Annotated in this window: 18 protein-coding genes; 7 read left to right on the forward strand and 11 right to left on the reverse strand. The window is 61.0% G+C overall.

Annotated features, from left to right (window positions below; all coding sequences use genetic code 11):
* The first annotated feature begins 1 nt into the window (after window position 1).
* Both xerC and FBY10_RS07225 read left to right on the forward strand, forming a co-directional pair.
* Complete coding sequence (gene xerC / locus FBY10_RS07220) at window positions 2–901, forward strand: tyrosine recombinase XerC (RefSeq protein WP_145337426.1); 900 nt, start codon at window positions 2–4, stop codon at window positions 899–901.
* Window positions 898–1593, forward strand: a complete 696-nt coding sequence (locus FBY10_RS07225) for an HAD family hydrolase (RefSeq protein WP_131697625.1) — start codon at window positions 898–900, stop codon at window positions 1591–1593. Before xerC ends, FBY10_RS07225 begins: the two co-directional genes overlap by 4 nt.
* Window positions 1594–1789: 196 nt before the next feature.
* Here the strand turns inward: FBY10_RS07225 and sutA are convergent, their stop codons facing one another.
* From sutA to glnK, 4 genes are all read right to left on the reverse strand, one after another.
* Window positions 1790–2125, reverse strand: a complete 336-nt coding sequence (sutA, locus tag FBY10_RS07230; RefSeq protein ID WP_131697626.1) for a transcriptional regulator SutA — start codon at window positions 2123–2125, stop codon at window positions 1790–1792.
* Window positions 2126–2227: 102 nt separating this feature from the next.
* Window positions 2228–2653, reverse strand: a complete 426-nt coding sequence (locus FBY10_RS07235) for a secondary thiamine-phosphate synthase enzyme YjbQ (protein ID WP_065938004.1) — start codon at window positions 2651–2653, stop codon at window positions 2228–2230.
* Between the two features lie 199 nt (window positions 2654–2852).
* The gene (locus FBY10_RS07240; protein ID WP_131697627.1) at window positions 2853–4190 is read right to left on the reverse strand and encodes an ammonium transporter; all 1338 of its coding nucleotides are present in this window, start codon (window positions 4188–4190) and stop codon (window positions 2853–2855) included.
* A gap of 34 nt (window positions 4191–4224) precedes the next feature.
* Window positions 4225–4563 (reverse strand): P-II family nitrogen regulator, encoded by a 339-nt coding sequence (gene glnK, locus FBY10_RS07245; protein WP_002555808.1) that lies wholly within the window; start codon window positions 4561–4563, stop codon window positions 4225–4227.
* 421 nt (window positions 4564–4984) lie between these two features.
* Here glnK and FBY10_RS07250 point away from each other — a divergent pair, with 421 nt between their 5' ends.
* Together FBY10_RS07250 and FBY10_RS07255 are read left to right on the forward strand one after the other, a co-directional pair.
* Window positions 4985–5245: an accessory factor UbiK family protein gene (locus FBY10_RS07250; protein ID WP_027608312.1), complete on the forward strand. Its 261-nt coding sequence runs from the start codon at window positions 4985–4987 to the stop codon at window positions 5243–5245.
* Between the two features lie 216 nt (window positions 5246–5461).
* Window positions 5462–6958, forward strand: a complete 1497-nt coding sequence (locus FBY10_RS07255) for a YifB family Mg chelatase-like AAA ATPase (RefSeq protein WP_145337425.1) — start codon at window positions 5462–5464, stop codon at window positions 6956–6958.
* A gap of 60 nt (window positions 6959–7018) precedes the next feature.
* Here FBY10_RS07255 and FBY10_RS07260 read toward each other — a convergent pair whose 3' ends face one another.
* Both FBY10_RS07260 and FBY10_RS07265 read right to left on the reverse strand, forming a co-directional pair.
* A complete protein-coding gene (locus FBY10_RS07260) occupies window positions 7019–8995 on the reverse strand; it encodes a methyl-accepting chemotaxis protein (protein ID WP_131697629.1) in 1977 nt (658 codons plus the stop codon).
* Window positions 8996–9173: 178 nt separating this feature from the next.
* Window positions 9174–10094, reverse strand: a complete 921-nt coding sequence (locus tag FBY10_RS07265) for a LysR substrate-binding domain-containing protein (RefSeq protein ID WP_131697630.1) — start codon at window positions 10092–10094, stop codon at window positions 9174–9176.
* A gap of 152 nt (window positions 10095–10246) precedes the next feature.
* Here FBY10_RS07265 and FBY10_RS07270 point away from each other — a divergent pair, with 152 nt between their 5' ends.
* Window positions 10247–11659 carry a NorM family multidrug efflux MATE transporter gene (locus FBY10_RS07270; RefSeq protein WP_145337424.1) on the forward strand — a complete coding sequence of 471 codons (1413 nt, stop codon included), beginning with the start codon at window positions 10247–10249 and terminating at the stop codon, window positions 11657–11659.
* Here the strand turns inward: FBY10_RS07270 and FBY10_RS07275 are convergent.
* Window positions 11656–13329, reverse strand: coding sequence for a bifunctional diguanylate cyclase/phosphodiesterase (locus FBY10_RS07275; RefSeq protein WP_131697632.1), 1674 nt, complete (start codon window positions 13327–13329; stop codon window positions 11656–11658). The two genes, FBY10_RS07270 and FBY10_RS07275, sit on opposite strands and share 4 nt — an antisense overlap.
* Window positions 13330–13584: 255 nt before the next feature.
* Between FBY10_RS07275 and rep the strand changes: the two genes are divergently transcribed.
* Both rep and FBY10_RS07285 read left to right on the forward strand, forming a co-directional pair.
* A complete protein-coding gene (gene rep, locus FBY10_RS07280) occupies window positions 13585–15594 on the forward strand; it encodes a DNA helicase Rep (protein WP_027608306.1) in 2010 nt (669 codons plus the stop codon).
* A gap of 58 nt (window positions 15595–15652) precedes the next feature.
* Window positions 15653–16225 (forward strand): xanthine phosphoribosyltransferase, encoded by a 573-nt coding sequence (locus FBY10_RS07285; protein WP_145337423.1) that lies wholly within the window; start codon window positions 15653–15655, stop codon window positions 16223–16225.
* A 136-nt stretch (window positions 16226–16361) separates the two neighbouring features.
* On the opposite strand, the gene FBY10_RS07290 is transcribed toward FBY10_RS07285, so the two are convergent.
* The 4 genes from FBY10_RS07290 to alr all read right to left on the reverse strand — a co-directional run bounded on the left by FBY10_RS07290 (window position 16362) and on the right by alr (window position 20754).
* Window positions 16362–18284: an acetyl-CoA hydrolase/transferase C-terminal domain-containing protein gene (locus FBY10_RS07290; protein ID WP_145337422.1), complete on the reverse strand. Its 1923-nt coding sequence runs from the start codon at window positions 18282–18284 to the stop codon at window positions 16362–16364.
* 136 nt (window positions 18285–18420) lie between these two features.
* Window positions 18421–18834 carry a cytochrome c5 family protein gene (locus FBY10_RS07295; protein WP_145337452.1) on the reverse strand — a complete coding sequence of 138 codons (414 nt, stop codon included), beginning with the start codon at window positions 18832–18834 and terminating at the stop codon, window positions 18421–18423.
* A 181-nt stretch (window positions 18835–19015) separates the two neighbouring features.
* Window positions 19016–19564, reverse strand: coding sequence for a cupin domain-containing protein (locus FBY10_RS07300; RefSeq protein ID WP_003176893.1), 549 nt, complete (start codon window positions 19562–19564; stop codon window positions 19016–19018).
* Between the two features lie 116 nt (window positions 19565–19680).
* Complete coding sequence (gene alr / locus FBY10_RS07305) at window positions 19681–20754, reverse strand: alanine racemase (RefSeq protein ID WP_145337421.1); 1074 nt, start codon at window positions 20752–20754, stop codon at window positions 19681–19683.
* Window positions 20755–20784: the final 30 nt, after the last annotated feature.

The raw sequence follows: 20784 nt of genomic DNA on the forward strand, positions 1-20784 counted from the left end.
CATGGAACGGCAACTGGACGCTTATTGCGCTCACCTGCGCAACGAGCGCCAGGTGTCGCCCCATACGCTGGAAGCTTACCGACGGGACTTGAACAAGGTCCTGGCCTACTGCGAAAAACAGCAGATCGCCAGTTGGAAGGCCCTGGATATCCAGAGCCTGCGCAGCCTGATCGCAAGGTTGCACCAGGCGGGCCAGTCCTCACGCAGCCTGTCGCGCCTGCTGTCGGCGGTGCGTGGCCTCTATCACTACCTCAATCGCGAAGGCCTCTGCGACCACGACCCGGCCAATGGCCTGGCTCCGCCGAAAGGCGAGCGACGCCTGCCCAAGACCCTGGATACCGACCGCGCCTTGCAATTGCTCGATGGCGCCGTGGAGGACAACTTCCTCGCCCACCGCGACCAGGCGATCCTCGAACTGTTCTACTCTTCAGGCCTGCGCCTGTCGGAGCTGACGGGGCTGAACCTCGATCAACTGGACCTGGCCGACGGCCTGGTGCAGGTGCTCGGCAAGGGCAGCAAGACCCGGGTGCTGCCGGTGGGCAGGAAAGCCCGCGAAGCCCTGCAAACCTGGCTGCCGCTGCGCGCCCTGGCCAACCCGGTGGACGACGCGGTGTTTATCAGCCAGCAAGGCCGGCGCCTGGGGCCACGGGCCATCCAGGTTCGGGTCAAGGCCGCGGGCGAGCGCGAGCTGGGGCAGAACCTGCACCCGCATATGCTGCGGCACTCCTTTGCCAGCCATATGCTGGAATCGTCCCAGGATCTGCGCGCCGTGCAGGAACTGCTCGGCCATTCCGACATCAAGACCACGCAGATCTACACCCATCTGGACTTCCAACACCTGGCAACGGTCTACGACAGCGCCCATCCACGGGCCAAACGCATCAAGGGCGGCGACTCATGAGTATCAAGCTGATCACCTTCGACCTGGACGACACGCTCTGGGACAACGTACCCGTCATCATCGGTGCCGAAGCGTCGATGCGCGAATGGCTGGCCACCCACGCCGCCAAAGTTGGCGACCTGCCCCTGGAGCATTTTGCCAGCCTTCGCCAGCAGGTACTGCAACGTCATCCCGAACTCAAACACCGCATCAGCGTCCTGCGCCACCGAGTCTTGATGCATGCGTTTGAAGAGGCCGGTTACCCACAGCCTGAGGCCACGGAAATGGCCGATGTGTGTTTCGAAGCGTTCATTCACGCCCGCCATCAGCTCACGCCATTCCCAGAAGCCGAGCCGATGCTGCAAGCACTGCGCCAGCACTTTCTGCTGGGTGTGATCACCAATGGCAATGCCGATGTGCAGCGTGTTGGCCTGGCGGACTATTTTCACTTTGCGCTGCGCGCTGAAGATATTGGCATCGCCAAGCCGGATGCGCGGCTGTTCCAGGAAGCGCTGCAGCGCGGCGGAGTAGATGCCAGTGCGGCGGTGCATGTTGGCGACCACCCCGGGGACGACATTGCTGGGGCGCAGCAGGCGGGGCTGCGGGCGGTGTGGTTTAACCCGTCGGACAAGGTGTGGGAAGGGGATAAACTCCCGGACGCACAGATTCGCAGCCTGACGGAGTTGCCGGCGTTACTTCGTAGCTGGCAGTAATACGGGTGAGAAAAATGTGGGAGGGGGCTTGCTCCCGATAGCGGTGTATCAGTCTCCCGATGTATTGACTGACCTACTGTAATCGGGAGCAAGCCCCCTCCCACACTTGATTGGGGGGTGACCTGTAGCCGGTTATTACAGGCATGAAAAAACCCGCAGCGACGGCGGGCTTTTTCTTGCAAGCAGGTGGCTGACCTTAGATAGGTCGGCTGCCGTACTTGTTATCCGGCTTCTTGGGCGGGTCTGCAACCACATTGGGCTCGACTTCAACCACTTTGCCGCCTTTGGCAAGAAACTCTTCCATCGCACGGGCCAGCGCATCGCGCTCTTTATTCTTGGCTTCAACGCTCGGCAATTCATCTACCGAAACAGCAGCCTTGGCTTTGCCCTTGGCTTTGGGAGCCGCGTCATCGCCACCACCGTCATCGGCCTCGTCAGCAACGTCGTCAACTGCTGCCGCATCAAGACTATCTTCGGCCTCGTCGTCGTCACCTACTTCGAGGTCGTCGTTTTCCAGATCATCGTCGCTCATGTTCTACCTCATGACTTGCGAAAAGCAGATTAGTTATAGCCCAGCTTCATCCTCTGTCGAGGTCACCGGGGAAAAATCAACATCCACCGGATAACCAGTGGCTTATGCCCCATCACCGTGCAAGGTGGCGAGGACTTTACGAGCACCGCCATGATCACGGTGCTCGCCCAGATAAACACCTTGCCAGGTCCCTATCGCCAAGCGGCCGGCCTTGACCGGCAAACTCAGCTGGCAGCCCAGGAGACTGGCCTTGAAGTGCGCCGGCAGGTCATCCGGACCTTCGTCGTTGTGTTCGAACCCGGCGCGGCCCTGCGGCACCAGCGAGTTGAAAAAACGCTCGAAGTCACGACGAACCGCCGGATCGGCATTCTCGTTGACGGTCAACGAGGCCGAGGTGTGCTGCAGCCACAGGTGCAACAGGCCCACGCGGCAGGCCTTCAGTTCAGGCAAACCGGCAAGCAACTCGTCAGTCACCAGGTGAAAGCCCCGGGGCTTGGCCCGCAGGGTAATCAGGGTCTGTTGCCACATACAGTTCTCCGCCCATCGGCGCGCATTCTAGCGCGCTCTGGGAAAAAACAAAGTGCCGAATACGCCTACATGCCTGTAAGACATTCGCACGGTGGAAAGTGCATGACAAACTCTGCGCAAAAACCGGCACAGCTTGTTATGACTGACAAACGCCAGGCAAAAAAATGCCCGGCAAGCCGGGCATCTTTTTTTCGCGTACTTACAGGTTGTAGCCGCGTTCGTTGTGTTGCGCCAGGTCGAGGCCGACAGCCTCTTCCTCTTCGGTGACACGCAGGCCCATGACCATGTCCAGCACCTTGAGGATGACGTAGGTGACGATGGCCGTGTAGATCACGGTGAAGCCGACACCTTTGCACTGGATCCAGACTTGAGCTGCAATGTCAGTCACGGTGCCGAAGCCGCCCAATGCAGGGGCTGCAAACACACCGGTGAGGATCGCACCGACGATACCGCCGATACCGTGCACGCCGAATGCGTCCAGGGAGTCGTCATAGCCCAGTTTGCGCTTGAGGCTGGTGGCGCAGAAGAAGCAGATCACACCGGCCACCAGGCCGATCACCAGAGCGCCCATCGGGCCAACAGTGCCCGCGGCCGGCGTAACGGCTACCAGACCAGCCACGACACCCGAGGCGATGCCCAGTGCGCTTGGCTTACCGTGAGTGATCCACTCGGCGAACATCCAGCCCAGTGCTGCAGCAGCGGTAGCAATCTGAGTCACCAGCATCGCCATACCGGCGGTGCCGTTGGCCGCAGCCGCAGAGCCGGCGTTGAAGCCGAACCAGCCAACCCACAGCATGGCAGCACCCACCAGGGTGTAGCCCAGGTTGTGAGGCGCCATTGGTGTGGTCGGGAAGCCTTTACGCTTGCCGAGCACGATGCACGCCACCAGGCCAGCAACACCGGCATTGATGTGCACCACGGTGCCGCCGGCGAAGTCCAGCACGCCCCAGTCCCATAGCAGGCCACCGTTGCCGCTCCACACCATGTGGGCGATTGGCGCATAGACCAGAGTGAACCAGATAGCCATGAAGATCAGCATGGCGGAGAACTTCATGCGTTCGGCGAACGCACCGACGATCAGTGCCGGTGTGATGATGGCGAAGGTCATCTGGAAGGTGATGAACACTGCTTCCGGGAACAGCGCAGCCGGCCCGGTGATGCTGGCCGGGGTCACACCCGCCAGGAACGCCTTGCCCATGCCGCCGAAGAAGGAGTTGAAGTTGACCACACCCTGTTCCATACCCGTGGTATCGAACGCGATGCTATAGCCGTAGACGACCCAAAGGATGCTGATCAGGCCCGTGATGGCGAAGCACTGCATCATTACCGAAAGAATGTTTTTGGAGCGCACCATGCCGCCGTAGAACAGCGCCAGGCCTGGAATGGTCATGAACAGCACCAGCGCAGTGGATGTGAGCATCCAGGCGGTGTCGCCGGAATTGAGGACTGGAGCAGCCACTTCGTCTGCCGCCATGGCCAGGCTTGGCATTACGATGGACAACAGGGCTCCGAGCCCTGCGAATTTACGCAGAGTCATATTGTTTTCTCCTGGGGCGTTGGGGTTTGGCGGCTTAGATTGCGTCGGTATCGGTTTCGCCGGTACGGATGCGAATAGCCTGTTCCAGATTGACCACGAAGATCTTGCCGTCACCGATCTTGCCGGTGTTGGCGGCCTTGGTTATCGCCTCGATAACCCGGTCAAGATCCTTGTCGTCAATAGCGACATCAATCTTCACCTTCGGCAGGAAATCGACTACATATTCCGCGCCGCGATACAGCTCGGTGTGACCCTTCTGCCGACCGAAGCCCTTGACCTCAGTAACGGTAATGCCCTGCACGCCGATCTCGGACAACGACTCGCGTACATCGTCCAACTTGAACGGCTTGATGATGGCAGTGACTAGCTTCATGAAAACTCTCTCCCGAATTGGTGGACTTGCCCCAGGAAAACAAACCCGTCTCAAGTCTAAGCGCAGTGCCTGGCTTTGTAACGCATCGTCGCAGGGCAGTTGCCATTGCGACGCCAGCGAACCACTGGTGACGAAACCTGTACCCCTGATCCGTCGGCGCACTGCATTCGTCACAGCGACTGCATCAGTGCATGGGTCATGATCGTCTAAGCAGAAACCTTGCCAGCTCCGTAAAAATCACTGAAATCAGTCCTTTGCCCACTCAAGCCCACCAGCGGGGCTATCTGGCGACGGCAATGCGCACTAAAACAGCGCATAGCCGCCCAGCCTGATGCGCGAAAAGCGTGCGACTCAGGCCGTAAAAAAGACTATAGACGCTGCGTGATACACTGCCCGCCAACAGTTTTCCGGAATATTCCCCATGCTCGCGCCCAAAGACCTCCTCGACGCCCTGAGCGGCCACGCCTCTCGTCTGTTCAGCGGCGACACCCCGCTGCCCCGCAATGAAATCGAAAGCCAGTTCAAGGCCTTGCTGCAAAGCGGTTTCAGCAAGCTCGACCTGGTGAGCCGGGAAGAGTTTGATAGCCAGATGGTGGTTCTTGCCCGCACCCGTGCGCGGTTGGAGAGCCTGGAGGCGAAAGTTGCAGAGCTGGAAGCGCGGTTGACCCCTCCTGCTGAATAAATGCGATCAGTGTGGGAGGGGGCTTGCTCCCGATGGCGGTGTATCAGCCGGTATCAATGCTGACTGAAACATTGCTATCGGGAGCAAGCCCCCTCCCACATTTGCTCAACCTTTTGTTCTGGATACGTTCTGTAAAACCTCCCCGCCTCGCTCTTCCCCACCTCGTCTACCCTTGAAAAACCGCAGGAAGCGGCCTCCCCTTTTCAAGGAACGAGCATGTCCCTCGCCATCGTCCACAGCCGCGCCCAGATCGGCGTCGAAGCCCCTGCCGTCACCGTCGAGGTGCATATGGCCAATGGTCTGCCGTCCCTGACGCTGGTGGGGCTGCCGGAAACCGCGGTCAAGGAAAGCAAGGACCGCGTACGCAGCGCCATTCTCAACTCCGCGTTGCAATACCCTGCCCGCCGGATCACCCTCAATCTAGCGCCCGCCGACCTGCCCAAGGACGGCGGCCGTTTTGACCTGGCGATTGCCCTGGGAATCCTGGCGGCCAGCGTGCAGGTGCCGGCGCTGATGCTCGATGACGTGGAATGCCTGGGGGAACTGGCGCTGTCCGGCGAGGTGCGCGCCGTGAAAGGGGTGTTGCCGGCGGCGTTGGCGGCACGCAAGGCCGGGCGCACCGTGATAGTGCCGCGGGCGAATGCCGAGGAGGCGTGCCTGGCGTCGGGGTTGAAGGTGATTGCGGTGGACCACCTGCTGCAAGTGGTGGCGCACCTGAATGGGCATGTGCCGATCGAGCCATACAAGTCCGATGGTTTGATGTACTTGAACAAGCCCTATCCGGACCTGAGTGAAGTCCAGGGCCAGCTCGCGGCCAAACGAGCGTTGCTGATTGCGGCAGCGGGCGCGCATAACCTTTTGTTCAGTGGGCCGCCCGGCACCGGCAAGACCTTGCTCGCCAGCCGCCTGCCAGGTTTATTACCGCCGTTGAGCGAACAGGAGGCGCTGGAGGTTGCCGCGATTCAATCGGTTGTAAGCCTGGCACCGCTGAGCCACTGGCCTCACCGGCCGTTTCGCCAACCGCACCATTCGGCATCAGGCCCGGCACTGGTGGGCGGCGGCTCAAAACCACAGCCAGGAGAAATTACCCTGGCTCATCATGGGGTGCTGTTTCTCGATGAGCTGCCGGAATTTGATCGAAAGGTGTTGGAAGTGCTGCGTGAACCGCTGGAGTCGGGGCATATCGTGATTTCCCGCGCTCGCGACCGAGTGAGTTTCCCGGCGCGCTTCCAACTGGTCGCGGCGATGAACCCCTGCCCTTGCGGCTATATGGGCGAACCCAGCGGGCGCTGTCGCTGTACGCCGGAGCAGATTCAGCGGTATCGCAACAAGCTCTCAGGACCGCTGCTGGACCGGATTGACTTGCACCTGACCGTGGCGAGGGAAACGACAGCGCTGAACCCGATCCAACAGATGGGCGAGGATACCGCCCATGCCTCAGCGCGGGTCGCCCAGGCTCGCGAGCATCAGCAAAAGCGCCAGGGCTGTGCGAATGCCTTTCTTGATCTGCCGGGGCTGCGCGAGCACTGCAAGCTCGCGAAGGTGGATGAAAGCTGGCTGGAAACGGCCTGTGAACGACTGACCCTATCGCTGCGCGCGGCCCATCGACTGCTCAAGGTGGCACGCACCCTGGCGGATCTGGATCAGGTAGATACCATTACCCGCGACCACCTGAAAGAGGCCCTGCAATACCGCCCGGCGGCGATCACTTAAGCTTGGCGCAGAGCCAAATGTGGGAGGGGGTAAGCCTCCCACATTTTGTACAGCGGTGGCTCAGCGAAACCGATCCACCTCATGGCGCAGGCTCGCCGCCAATGTCTCCAGTTCCTTGGCGGTAATCGCCAGGTTGGACACCACTTCCCGCTGCTCGCTGTTGGCAAGCGCGATGCTCTGCAGGTTGCTGCTGAGCAAGGTCGCGGTGCTGCTCTGCTCTTGGGTGGCGGTGGTAATCGCGGCGAATTGCTGGCCGGCCGAGCGACTTTGCTCGTCGATACGTGCCAGGGCCGAGGCCACGTCGGCGTTGCGCGACAGGCCTTCCTGCATCAGCGCGTTGCCTTGCTCCATGGTGCTGATAGCGTTGCCGGTTTCCTTCTGAATGCTCTGGATCATGCCGGAAATTTCATCGGTGGCTTCACGGGTACGCGACGCCAGGTTACGTACTTCGTCGGCCACCACAGCAAACCCACGGCCTTGCTCCCCTGCGCGGGCGGCTTCAATGGCGGCGTTGAGCGCCAGCAAGTTGGTCTGTTCGGCAATCGAGGTGATCACGCCGACGATCCCGCCGATTTCCTGGGAGCGCTGGCCGAGGGTGTTGATCACCGTGGCCGTGCTGTTCAGGGCGGTGGCGATGTGTTCCAGCGACGACGACGCTTCCTGCATCGAGGTGCGGCCAATGCGGGTCTGCTGGGCGTTTTCCTGGGCCAGGCGTTCGGTATTGCCCATGTTGTCGGCGATATTCAACGACGTGGCGCTGAACTCCTCTACCGCGCCGGCCATGCTGGTGATTTCGCCGGATTGCTGCTCCATGCCCTCATAGGCACCGCCGGACAAACCGGATAAGGCCTGGGCGCGGCTGTTGACCTCTTCGGCTGCGTTACGGATATGCGAGACCATGGTCGACAGCGCTTCGCCCATCTGGTTGAAGCTGCGCGCCAGTTGGCCGATTTCGTCATGGCTGGACACGTTCAAGCGCGCGCTCAGATCGCCCGCCCCCAGGGACTCGGCCTGACGCACCAGGTCACTCAGGGGCTGCAACTTGCTGCGCAGCAGCCAGACCGTGGCGCCCACCGCCAGCAACATCGCCAGCACGCTGCCGATCACCAGGCGAATACCCACCGCCCAGGTCACAGCGCGGATTTCAGCTTTCGGCATGCTCGCGACTACAGCCCACGGACCACCTTCGAATGGTACCGAAACGCTATAGAAATCTTCGTTCTTGTCGCTCCAGAAGCGGCCTTTTCCTGGGGTCTTGGCCAGGTCCAGCATCACCGGCACCGATTGATCCAGCGCCTGCACGCCGGCGGGTGGCACCAGCCAGTGCTTTTGCTCATCCAGCAGCGCAAGGGAACCGGTCTGGCCAATTCGGAAACGCTTGAGGTTTTCGAATTGGGCGTTCTGCGCATCGGTGTAGTCAAAACCGATGAACAGCACGGCGATGACCTTACCGCCGCTGTCACGCACCGGGCTGTACTGGGTCATGTAGGAGCGATCGAACAACACCGCCCTGCCGATGTAGGTCTGCCCACCCACAACGCGCTGATAGGCCGGGCCCTGACGGTCGAGGACGGTGCCGATGGCGCGGTTGCCATCCTGCTTGGTCAGGGACGTGCTGATCCGGATGAAGTCGTCGCCACTGCGCACAAATACGGTGGCCACGCCGCCGGACATTTGCTTGAACTCATCCACTTCATCAAAGTTGTTATTCAGCACCTCGCTGCCCAGGTACAGGCTGGGCGTCTGAACACCGGCTACGGTCACGGGTTGGTCCGCATGCACGCTCAACCCGGCGCCGAAGCGCTTTTCAAACAGCCCGCTCAAACGCTGAGTGCTCTCGCGCAAGGTGCCGTGGAAGGTATTGAGCTGGTCGGCGAGCAGACGCGCCTCACTGGCCAGGTGTTCCTCGCGGGTGTCGAGGTTGGCGGAGTCGAGGGAACGCAAGGCAAACACCGTACTGCCGCTGATAACGACAGCCAGAATCACGGCTAACGCGAGGCCTAACTGGGAGGCAATCCGGGCGCGAGGTTGAGACATGACAGCTCCTGGCCGAGGCCAGGATCATCCTGATCTCATAGCGCTGCTCGGCAAATTATCTGATGGGAAACGTTGGTGCACGATAGTTCCAACACACCTACTTCGGCTGGCCGCAGCAATACTTGAGCGATTCACAGGGGTATGACGCAAACGGTTGCGAACCAACGCTTCCACCTCTTCAGTCGAGGCGCTCTACCGCAGGCAACACCATCGCCTGCACCTCGCCTTGCAGAAAATCCGCCAACCGTCGCAAGCGCTCGCCGCCAGGGCGGGTTTTTGGCCACACAAGGTAGTAATTTTCCCCACTGGCCACCGCCGTCGGCCACGGCAGGCTCAATCGTCCCTGGGCGACGTCTTCAGCCACCATCAGCAAATCGCCCATGGACACGCCGTAGCCCCGCGCAGCAGCGATCATGCCCAGCTCCAGGGTGTCGAACACCTGCCCACCCTTGAGTGACACTTGGGACGACAGCTGCATGCGCTCCAGCCAATTGCGCCAATCTCGCCGGTCGGGCGTGGGGTGCAGCAATTCGGCGGTGGCCAGGCGCGCGGCATCCCAAGGTCCATCCTCCAGCAGGTTCGGCGCACCGACAGGAATCAACAGCTCCGGGAACAGGTAACGGGCCTCCCAATCCGCTGGAAAATGCCCATCGCTCAGCAGCACCGCACAGTCGAAAGGCTCCTGATTGAAGTCCACCTCGTCCACGCTCATCCAGGCGCTGGTCAGTTGCACCTCATTGCCCGGCTGCAGCGCCCGGAAGCGGCTGAGCCGCGCGAGCAGCCAGCGCATGGTCAATGTGGAGGGGGCCTTCATGCGCAGGATGTCATCTTCGGCATTCAAGGTATGGCAGGCCCGCTCCAGCGCCGCAAACCCTTCCCGCACGCCGGGCAACAACAGGCGCGCCGCCTCAGTGAGCTGCAAGGCGCGGCCGTTGCGCTGGAACAGGCGGCAGGCGAAATGCTCTTCGAGCGTGCGGATATGTCGGCTCACCGCACTTTGGGTAATCGACAGCTCCTCCGCAGCGCGGGTGAAGGAGCTGTGCCGGGAGGCCGCTTCAAAGGCACGCAACGCATAAAGAGGAGGAAGACGACGAGACATTGGGAAAGCTCCGACAGCACAGTGCTGAAACCCTACCAGAATCAATCAGACATGAGTTTTAATCATGCAAACGATCGCATTTATCCCTTTGTGCAATGGGCTGGAAGCGCCGAGAATCAAACCCTCCCCAACCCTCTGACTTTTTGAGCGTGATGATCATGCAGCATCCGGCACGTACCGAACTCTGGGCCATTCTGCGGCTGTCAGGGCCGTTGATTGCCTCACAGTTGGCACACATGCTGATGGTGTTGACCGACACCCTGATGATGGCGCGCCTGAGCCCCGAAGCCCTGGCCGGTGGCGGCCTGGGCGCGGCGAGTTATTCGTTCGTCGCGATTTTCTGCATCGGCGTGATTGCCGCCGTGGGCACCTTGGTTGCGATCCGCCACGGCGCGGGTGATATCGAAGGCGCCACCCGCCTGACCCAGGCCGGGCTGTGGCTGGCCTGGCTGATGGCCTTGGCGGCGGCCCTGCTGCTGTGGAACCTCAAGTCGGTGCTGCTGATGTTCGGCCAGACCGAAACCAACGTGCACTCGGCAGGGCAATTTCTGACCATGCTGCCGTTCGCCCTGCCTGGCTACCTGAGCTTCATGGCCCTGCGCGGTTTCACCAGCGCCATCGGCAAGGCCACTCCGGTGATGGTGATCAGCCTCGGCGGCACGGTGGTCAACTACCTGCTCAACCACGCGCTGATCGAAGGCATGTTCGGCCTGCCCAAGCTCGGCTTGATGGGCATTGGTTTAGTCACGGCCATTGTCGCCAACAGCATGGCGCTGGCATTGATGTGGTACATCCGCAGCAACCGGGCTTATGCAGCCTACCCGCTGGGCACCGGGCTGCTGCGCCTCAACACCCAGTACTTGCGCGAGCTGTGGCGCCTGGGCCTGCCGATTGGCGGTACCTATGCGGTGGAGGTCGGGCTGTTTGCCTTTGCTGCACTGTGCATGGGCACCATGGGCAGCACGCAGTTGGCAGCGCACCAGATCGCCCTGCAAATCGTGTCGGTGGCCTTTATGGTGCCCGCGGGGATGTCCTACGCGGTGACCATGCGCATCGGCCAGCACTACGGCGCCGGGCAATTGCTGCATGCGCGCATGGCCGGGCGCGTCGGCATAGGCTTTGGCGCGGCAATAATGCTGGGATTTGCCGCCGTGCTGTGGCTGTTTTCAGACCCGTTGATTGGACTGCTAATCGACCACGACAACCCGGCGTTCCACGATGTGATCGTCCTGGCCGTCAGCCTGCTCGCCGTCGCCGCCTGGTTTGAGCTGTTCGACGGCGTGCAAACCATCGCGATGGGTTGCATTCGCGGGCTCAAAGACGCCAAGACCACCTTCCTGATCGGTGCAGGCTGCTACTGGTTGATTGGCGCGCCTTCAGCCTGGTTGATGGCCTTCACGTTGGGCTGGGGTCCCACCGGCGTGTGGTGGGGCCTGGCGCTGGGCCTGGCCTGCGCCGCGATTAGCCTGACCTGGGCGTTTGAAGCGAAGATGAAGCGGATGATTCGCCGGGAAGGCCAGGAGCCCGAAGCCGACACCGGCTTTCAGGCTGCACAGGTCGACTAGAGCCCCTCGCTCACGCAGGTGCGCTGGCCATTGCCGAAGGTCAGGTATTCCACCAACTCCGGCAACGGCAGCGGCTTGCTGATCAGGTAACCCTGGGCCTGGTCGCAGCCGAACAACCGCAACAGTGCCAGTTGCTCGGGAGTCTCGACACCTTCGGCCACCACTTCCAGATTGAGGTTGTGCGCCAGGTTGATCATGGCGTGCACCAGCTTGCGGTTTTCCTCACGCTCTTCCATGCCGCCGACGAAGCTCTTGTCGATTTTCAGCAACGCAATCGGCAGGCTATTGAGGTGCACGAACGAAGAGAAACCGGTGCCGAAGTCATCCAGGGAAAACCGCACGCCCAAACGGCCAAGGGCGTCCATGGTCTGCTTGACCAGGTCACTGCGGCGCATCACGGCGGTTTCGGTCAGTTCGAATTCCAACCATTGCGCTTCCACGCCGCGCTCGCTGATCAGCCGGCTCAGCGTAGAAAGCAGTTGGCTGTCCTGGAACTGGCGAAACGACAGGTTTACCGCCATATGCAGCGGCGGCAGGCCGCGTTCGCGCAGGTCTTGCATGTCACGCAAGGCCCGGGAAATCACCCAGTAACCCAACGGTACAATCAGCCCACTCTGTTCGGCCAGTGGCACGAATTCACTCGGCGGCAACAGGCCACGCTCGCCGTGGCGCCAACGCACCAGGGCTTCCAGGCCAACGATATGCCCGTCGTCCAGGTCGAGGCGCGGCTGGTAATGCAGCTCCAGCTCATCGCGGCGCAAGGCACGGCGCAGCTCGCTTTCCAGGTCGGCCAGGCTGCGCGCGTTGCGGTTGATGCGTTCGTTGAAGATATGAAAGGTACAGCCCTGGGTGCTCTTGGCTTGCTGCATGGCGATATGGGCGTGCCACATCAGCGGGTCGGCGCCGGCACGCGCCCGGGCATGGGCCACGCCCAGGCTGCAGCCGATCAGCAGGCTTTCGCCATCCACCCAATAAGGCTCGGCCATGGCTTCGGTGATGCGCTCGGCCATCCACTCCGCACGCTGGGGCGCGCGACGCGTATCGATCAGCAGGGCGAATTCGTCGCTGCCCAGGCGCGCCAGTTGATCGCCGGCTTCGAGCTGGCTCTTAAGCCGCGAGACCACTTGCAGGATCAGGCGGTCGCCGGCCTGGTGGCCGAGGGCATCGTTAGCATGGCGGAAATTATCGAGGTCCAGGTGACCGAGGGCCAGGCCGCGACCTTCGTTCTCGGCCAACCGTGCGGCCAGCAGGGTCTGGAAGCCCTGGCGGTTGGCGATGCCGGTGAGCGGGTCCTGTTCGGCCAGGCGCTGCAGAGTGTTTTCCAGCACACCACGCTCACGCACATGGCGCAGGCAACGACGCAGGGTGTCAGCGTCCAACGCATTGCGGATCAGCCAATCACTGACGCCCAGCGGCGAAACCAGCGGTTCCTGCTCCAGCAACAACACGCACGGCAAGCTGCAACGGCCAGGGCCGGGTTGCAGGCTGGGCGTGGTCAACAGCACGGCGCTGTCGTCGTCGTCGAACAGACGACTCACCGAGTCCCAGTTTGGCGCGCTGATCAGCACAGCCCCATCGCCCATCGGCGCCAGGCACTCGCGCAACAACGCTGCCCACTCAGGCGTATCGGCCAGTAGCAGCAAACGCAAGGGTTCGACAGGCGTAGACAAGCTAGCTCCCTAGACTCTGCAAAAATTCGTTGGCGGCGGGCATTATGACGTGCGGCCTGATAATCACCAATGATAGGGGCTATCAAATACGCAGGCTGTAAGCAATTGTCTTAAAAACCCAGACATCCTGCGGCAAAGTATCAAAAGCGGCAAATTTAGATCGAGTGGTACGTCACACCGTCGATCCAGGGCAGCAGAATCTTGCCAGCCTGTTAAAATGCCCGCCCTTTTGAACAACGACTCCCTGAATTCCGTATGTCCCGACTCAATCCCCGGCAGCAAGAAGCCGTGAACTACGTCGGCGGCCCTCTATTGGTGCTCGCCGGTGCAGGCTCCGGCAAGACCAGCGTGATCACCCGCAAGATCGCGCACCTGATCCAGAACTGTGGCATCCGCGCCCAGTACATCGTCGCCATGACCTTTACCAACAAGGCGGCGCGGGAAATGAAAGAGCGCGTCGGCACCCTGCTCAAGGGGGGCGAAGGCCGTGGCCTCACGGTGTGTACCTTCCACAACCTGGGCCTGAACATCATCCGCAAGGAGCATGTGCGGCTGGGCTACAAGCCGGGCTTCTCGATCTTCGACGAGACCGACGTCAAGGCCCTGATGACCGACATCATGCAGAAGGAATACGCGGGCGACGACGGCGTCGACGAGATCAAGAACATGATCGGCGCCTGGAAAAACGACCTGATCCTGCCGCCCGAAGCCCTGGAAAATGCACGCAACCCCAAGGAACAGACCGCCGCCATCGTTTACACCCACTACCAGCGCACGCTCAAGGCGTTCAACGCGGTGGACTTCGACGACCTGATCCTGCTGCCGGTGAAGCTGTTCCAGGAACACGCCGACATCCTCGAAAAGTGGCAGAACAAGGTGCGCTACCTGCTGGTGGACGAATACCAGGACACCAACGCCAGCCAATATTTGCTGGTGAAGTTGCTGATCGGCACGCGCAACCAGTTCACCGTGGTGGGCGACGACGACCAGTCGATCTACGCCTGGCGCGGCGCCCGCCCGGAAAACCTGATGCTGCTCAAGGACGACTACCCGTCCCTGAAAGTGGTGATGCTGGAGCAGAACTACCGCTCCACCAGCCGCATCCTGCGTTGCGCCAACGTGCTGATCTCAAACAACCCCCACGAGTTTGAAAAACAACTGTGGAGCGAGATGGGCCACGGCGATGAGATCCGCGTGATCCGCTGCCGCAACGAAGACGCCGAAGCCGAGCGCGTGGCCGTGGAAATCCTCAGCCTGCACCTGCGCACCGACCGGCCCTACAGCGATTTCGCGATCCTCTATCGCGGCAACTACCAGGCCAAGCTGATCGAACTGAAGTTGCAGCACCACCAGGTGCCGTATCGCCTGTCAGGCGGCAACAGCTTTTTCGGACGCCAGGAAGTGAAAGACCTGATGGCCTACTTCCGCCTGATCGTGAACCCGGACGACGACAACGCCTTCCTGCGCGTGATCAACGTGCCGCGCCGCGAGATTGGTTCTACCACCCTGGAAAAGCTCGGCAACTACGCCACCGAACGCAAGATCTCGATGTACGCCGCCACCGACGAAATCGGCCTGGGCGAACACCTGGACACGCGCTTCACCGATCGCCTGTCGCGCTTCAAGCGCTTCATGGACAAGGTGCGCGAGCAGTGCGCCGGCGAAGACCCGATCAGCGCCCTGCGCAGCATGGTCATGGACATCGACTATGAAAACTGGCTGCGCACCAACAGTTCCAGCGACAAGGCCGCGGATTACCGCATGGGCAACGTCTGGTTCCTGATCGAAGCGTTGAAGAACACCCTGGAAAAAGACGAAGACGGCGAAATGACCGTCGAAGACGCCATCGGCAAGCTGGTGCTGCGCGACATGCTCGAGCGCCAGCAGGAAGAGGAAGACGGCGCCGAAGGTGTACAGATGATGACCTTGCATGCGTCCAAGGGCCTGGAATTTCCCTATGTGTTCATCATGGGCATGGAAGAGGAAATCCTCCCGCACCGCTCCAGCATCGAAGCCGACACCATCGAGGAAGAACGGCGTCTGGCCTACGTGGGCATTACCCGCGCACGTCAGACACTGGCCTTCACCTTTGCCGCCAAGCGCAAGCAATACGGCGAAATCATCGATTGTGCCCCCAGCCGGTTCCTGGACGAACTGCCGCCGGATGACCTGGCCTGGGAAGGCAATGACGACACCCCGACCGAGGTGAAGGCCGTTCGCGGCAACACCGCCCTGGCGGATATACGCGCGATGTTAAAGCGCTAGAATCGACTACTTTTTAATCTACTTTCGGCGCACAACCCGCCATTAGAGGAAGCTTTCCGTGGAAGCACTGCACAAGAAAATTCGCGAAGAAGGCATCGTGCTTTCCGATCAGGTACTCAAGGTCGACGCCTTTCTGAATCACCAGATCGACCCGGCGCTGATGAAACTGATCGGCGACGAATTCGCCGCGCGGTTCAAGGACGCGGGCATCACCAAGATCGTCACCATCGAAGCGTCGGGCATCGCGCCGGCAATCATGACCGGTCTTAACCTTGGCGTACCGGTGATTTTCGCACGCAAGCAGCAGTCCCTGACCCTGACCGAAAACCTGCTGTCGGCGACGGTGTATTCCTTCACCAAGAAAGTCGAAAGCACCGTGGCGATCTCGCCGCGTCACCTGACCAGCAGCGACCGCGTACTGGTGATCGATGACTTCCTGGCCAACGGCAAGGCATCCCAGGCGCTGATTTCGATCATCAAGCAGGCCGGTGCGACCGTTGCCGGTTTGGGGATTGTGATCGAGAAGTCGTTCCAGGGTGGCCGTGCGGAGTTGGATGCGCAGGGTTATCGGGTTGAGTCGCTGGCGCGGGTGAAGTCGCTGGCCGGTGGCGTCGTCACCTTCATCGAGTAATTTGCTACGAGGTGAACACGGATCAAAATGTGGGAGGGGGCTTGCCCCCGACAACAGTGGTTCGGCCAACACATTTGGGACTGATACGCCGCTATCGGGGGCAAGCCCCCTCCCACATTTGGCTTTGTGTTGGTTTTTAGTGTGCGGTTGCTTGTAAGCCAGCGAGCAATAGGCGCTGATAGAGATCCTCTTTCAGCCCCTCCGGTTTATCCAACCGCATCCGCCTCAAATGCGCTGGAAACGCCTCCGGCTCCGGTGCATCCAGTGCCGCCTTGCCCAACTCCAGAATCTCCGTCAGCTTGAATTTGCTCTTGAGCCAGTTCAAGGCGCGCAACAGATCCCGCTCTTCGTCCGTGAAATCGCTGCCCAGCGGATACTCCGGGAACAGCCGCCGATGCCGCGCTTGGATACCCTGGAGCCGCTCCGGGGTGTTGTCGCTGAAGCGAGGATCGAGCTGGAAATCCTTGGGCAACTTGCCAGCCTTTTGCGCTTGTTCGATCAAGTCGGCCTGGAAGCGTGAATCGGTGATGTTGAGCAACGCCTCGATCACCTTGACATCCGTCTGCCCACGCAGGTCGGCAATGCCGTACTCGGTGATGACGATGTCCCGCAGGTGGCGGGGAATGGTGCAATGCCCATACTCCCAGACGATGTTGGAACTGACCTCCCCCGCCGACTCACGCCAACTGCGCAGGATCAGGATTGAGCGCGCGCCCTCCAGCGCATGCCCCTGAGCCACAAAGTTGTATTGCCCACCTACGCCGCTGAGCACGCGACCGTCCTCCAACTGGTCGGCCACGCCTGCGCCCAGCAACGTCACCGTGATCGCGCTGTTGATAAACCGTGCATCCTGGCGCTGCAGGCGCTTGAGCGCTTCCTGGCCGTACAGCTCGTTGATGTAGCTGATGCGGGTCATGTTGAATTCCAGGCGCTTGGTGTGGGTCATCTCCTGCAAGCGCTGGTAAAAACTGCGCGGCCCCAGGAAGAAACCGCCGTGGATCGAAACGCCGTCGGGCTGCGCCGCATCGTCCAGCAAACCGGCGTTGGCTTGTTCCTGAGTGGCCACATCCGGGTAGACCTTGCGCCGGATAATCCCCGCATCCGCCAGCACCAGCAGGCCGTTGACGAACATTTCGCTGCAACCGTAGAGCCCACGAGCGAAGGGATCGACACCACCTTCACGACTGATCAGCGGGGCCCATTGGTACACATCCAGGTCAGTCAGTAGCAGGCGATAAGCTTCGTTATCGGCCTGGCGCGCCAGCAAAGCGGCGGTCAGTGCGTCGCCCATGGAGCCAATACCGATCTGCAAGGTGCCTCCATCGCGCACCAGGGTGCTGGCGTGCAAGCCGATGAAATGGTCCTGGAACCCCACCGGCATGTTCGGCGTGGAGAACAACGTGCTGCTGTCCTTTGCATCGATCAGGTAGTCGAACGCGTCCATGCCCAACTCGGAGTCGCCCGGCATGTACGGCAACTCGGTGTGGACCTGGCCAACGATCAAAACGGTTTCGCCCGCTTCACGGCGCTTGGCGATCATGGGCAGCAGGTCGAGGGTGATGTCGGGGTTGCAGCTCAGGCTCAGACGGTCCGGGTGTTCCGCGCTGCTCGCAACCAGTTGTGCCACCAGGTTCAGGCCAGCGGCGTTGATGTCGCGGGCGGCGTGGCTGTAGTTGCTGCTGACGTAATCCTGCTGGGCCGACGTGCTGTGCAGCAAACTGCCGGGCTGCATGAAGAACTGCTGCACATGGATATTCTTCGGGAGGCTGTCTGAGTGCAGCGCGGCCAGAAACTCCAACTCTGGGTAATCACCAAACACCCGCTCGATAAAGGGTTCGAGAAAGCGCTTCTGCAAGCCATCGCCCAAGGTCGGGCGGCCCAGGCTCAACGCGGTGTAAATCGTCAGCGCCCGCTCCGGCAGCTTGGCGATACGCCGGTACAACGCATTGGCGAACAGGTTGGGCTTGCCCAGCCCCAGGGGCATGCCCATGTGGATATGCGCCGGTAGCCGCGCGAGTACGTCGTCAACTGCTTGCTCGATTGAACACAACTGCACCATCCGACCCTCCTGAACATTCCATGATTAGGGGTTGGACAGAGAGTGGCGGGTCTTTGCTGCAAAGAACAGCCTCGAAACACAAATTACGGGCACAAAAAAGCCGCTCGTAAGCGGCGTTTTTGGCGAAGATCGACGGTTACAGGCCGGACATCTTCTTGATTGCACCTTTAAGCTCATCATCCGAGCAATCAGCACAGGTGCCTTTTGGCGGCATGGCGTTGAGACCGGTGATTGCCTTGGCCAGGATGCCATCGAGGCCGCCCTGGTGGTCGGCGCGCTCTTTCCAGGCCGCGGTGTCGCCAATTTTCGGCGCGTTCAACAGGCCGGTGCCGTGGCACGCGTTGCAGTGTTTGGCGATCACTTCATCTGGCGTTTTCGCTCCGCCGCCGCCGCCCGCTGCCACAGCGACTTCCATCCCCTTGCATTCCTGCCCCTGGACGCACACCTGGCCCACAGGCTCCAGGCGCTTGGCAATGTCGTCATTAGTCGCAGCTTGAGCGCTGACAGCCCATAGGGCCAGTACGGTTGCTGGTGCAGCCAGCATTTTCATAATTAGATTCACGCGTTCACCCTCAATGGTGGCTATTCACGCCTGCGGCCACGGTTTCGCAGGCGGCGAAAGTATAACGGTTAGCCCGTCCGGCCGAAACAACCCTATTAAACAAAGGGAGATTCAGTCTCGCGGAATGCTGCTCGGGTGTCTCTGCAACGCTGGCAGGACGCCTCTTTTGTTAAAAGTTCGCGGGTGTGGCTGCGCTGATTAGTCGCGCCGGCACATCGAACGGATTACGGAAACGATGGGGCTTGGTGCTTTCAAAGTAGTAGCTATCGCCGGCTTCGAGCACAAAAGTTTCAAGACCGACCACCAACTCCAAACGGCCTTCCACCAGAATCCCGGTTTCTTCGCCCTCGTGGGTGAGCATTTCTTCGCCCGTATCGGCGCCCGGCGGGTAGATTTCGTTGAGAAACGCGATCGCCCGGCTCGGGTGAGCACGACCCACCAGTTTCATGGTGACGGCGCCATCAGAGATGTCGATCAGCTCATTGGCTTTATAGACGATCTGCGTCGGTATTTCCTGGAGGATCTCCTCGGAAAAGAACTCGACCATGGACATGGGGATGCCGCCCAGCACCTTGCGCAAGGAACTGATCGAGGGGCTGACACTGTTTTTTTCGATCATCGAAATGGTGCTGTTGGTGACGCCCGCGCGCTTGGCGAGCTCACGCTGGGAAAGACCCTTCAGCTTACGGATGGATTGCAGTCGTTCGCCGACGTCCAATGCGGGAGCCTCCTAGGATTCTGGCTTTGTTGTAATTGAGCGTTATCATGGCGACAGCGTTCAGTATTTACAACACTTGGGCCTAAATCCCAGGGAGCGGTGTTCGTACCTGACGGTCAAGCGCCGGAATAGAGCCTTGGCACACGACGCAGGTTGCAGAAGATCTGGTACGGGATGGTCTCGGCAGCGACGGCGACGTCACTGGCGAGGATGGTTTTGCCCCACAGCTCCACGGTGGAACCAAGACCCGCCTCAGGGACGTCCGTCAGATCGATGCACAGCATGTCCATGGACACGCGACCCAGCAATTGGCTGCGCTGCCCCGCCACCAGCACCGGCGTGCCGGTGGGCGCATGGCGCGGGTAGCCGTCGGCATACCCCATGGCAACCACACCGATACGCATCGGTTTGGGCGTGATGAACCGGGCGCCGTAACCCACCGGCTCGCCGGCTGGCAGTTCACGCACGCAGATCACTTTCGATTCCAGGGTCATCACCGGCTGCAAACGCGCGGCCAAGGCCTGGTCCTCACCAAACGGTGTGGCGCCATAAAGCATGATGCCCGGACGCACCCAGTCGCTGGATACGCTCGGCCAGCCCAGCACCGACGGCGAGTTGCGCAGGCTGACCTCAGCCACCAGCCCTTGGCGCGCCGCATCAAACACCGCCACTTGCTCGTCGCTGCTGACGCAATCGAGCTCATCGGCGCGGGCAAAATGGCTCATCAACACAATCTTTGCGACTTTGCCGCTGGCCAGCAGGCGCTGGTAAGCCTCGTGGTAATCCTTGGGGTGCAGGCCAACGCGGTGCATTCCCGAATCCAGCTTGAGCCAGATGGTCAGCGGCTTGAGCAGGCTGGCCTTTTCGATGGCCTCCAGTTGCCACAGCGAATGCACCACGCACCAGAAATCATGCTCGACGATCAGCGGCAACTCGTCGGCTTCGAAAAAACCTTCCAGCAGCAGCACTGGCGCGCGAATACCGGCGGCGCGCAGCTCCAACGCCTCCTCGATACACGCCACGGCAAACCCATCGGCCTCGGCTTCCAGCGCCTGGGCGACGCGCACGGCACCATGGCCGTAGGCGTCGGCCTTGACCACCGCGAGGGCCTTGGCGCCCGTGACTTCACGGGCCAATTGGTAGTTGTGGCGCAGGGCTTGGAGGTCGATCAGGGCACGGGCAGGACGCATGGCGGCAGGCTTCTAGGCGGCAAAGTGAAG

It is taken from the genome of Pseudomonas sp. SJZ103, from assembly GCF_007828335.1.
GTDB lineage: Bacteria > Pseudomonadota > Gammaproteobacteria > Pseudomonadales > Pseudomonadaceae > Aquipseudomonas.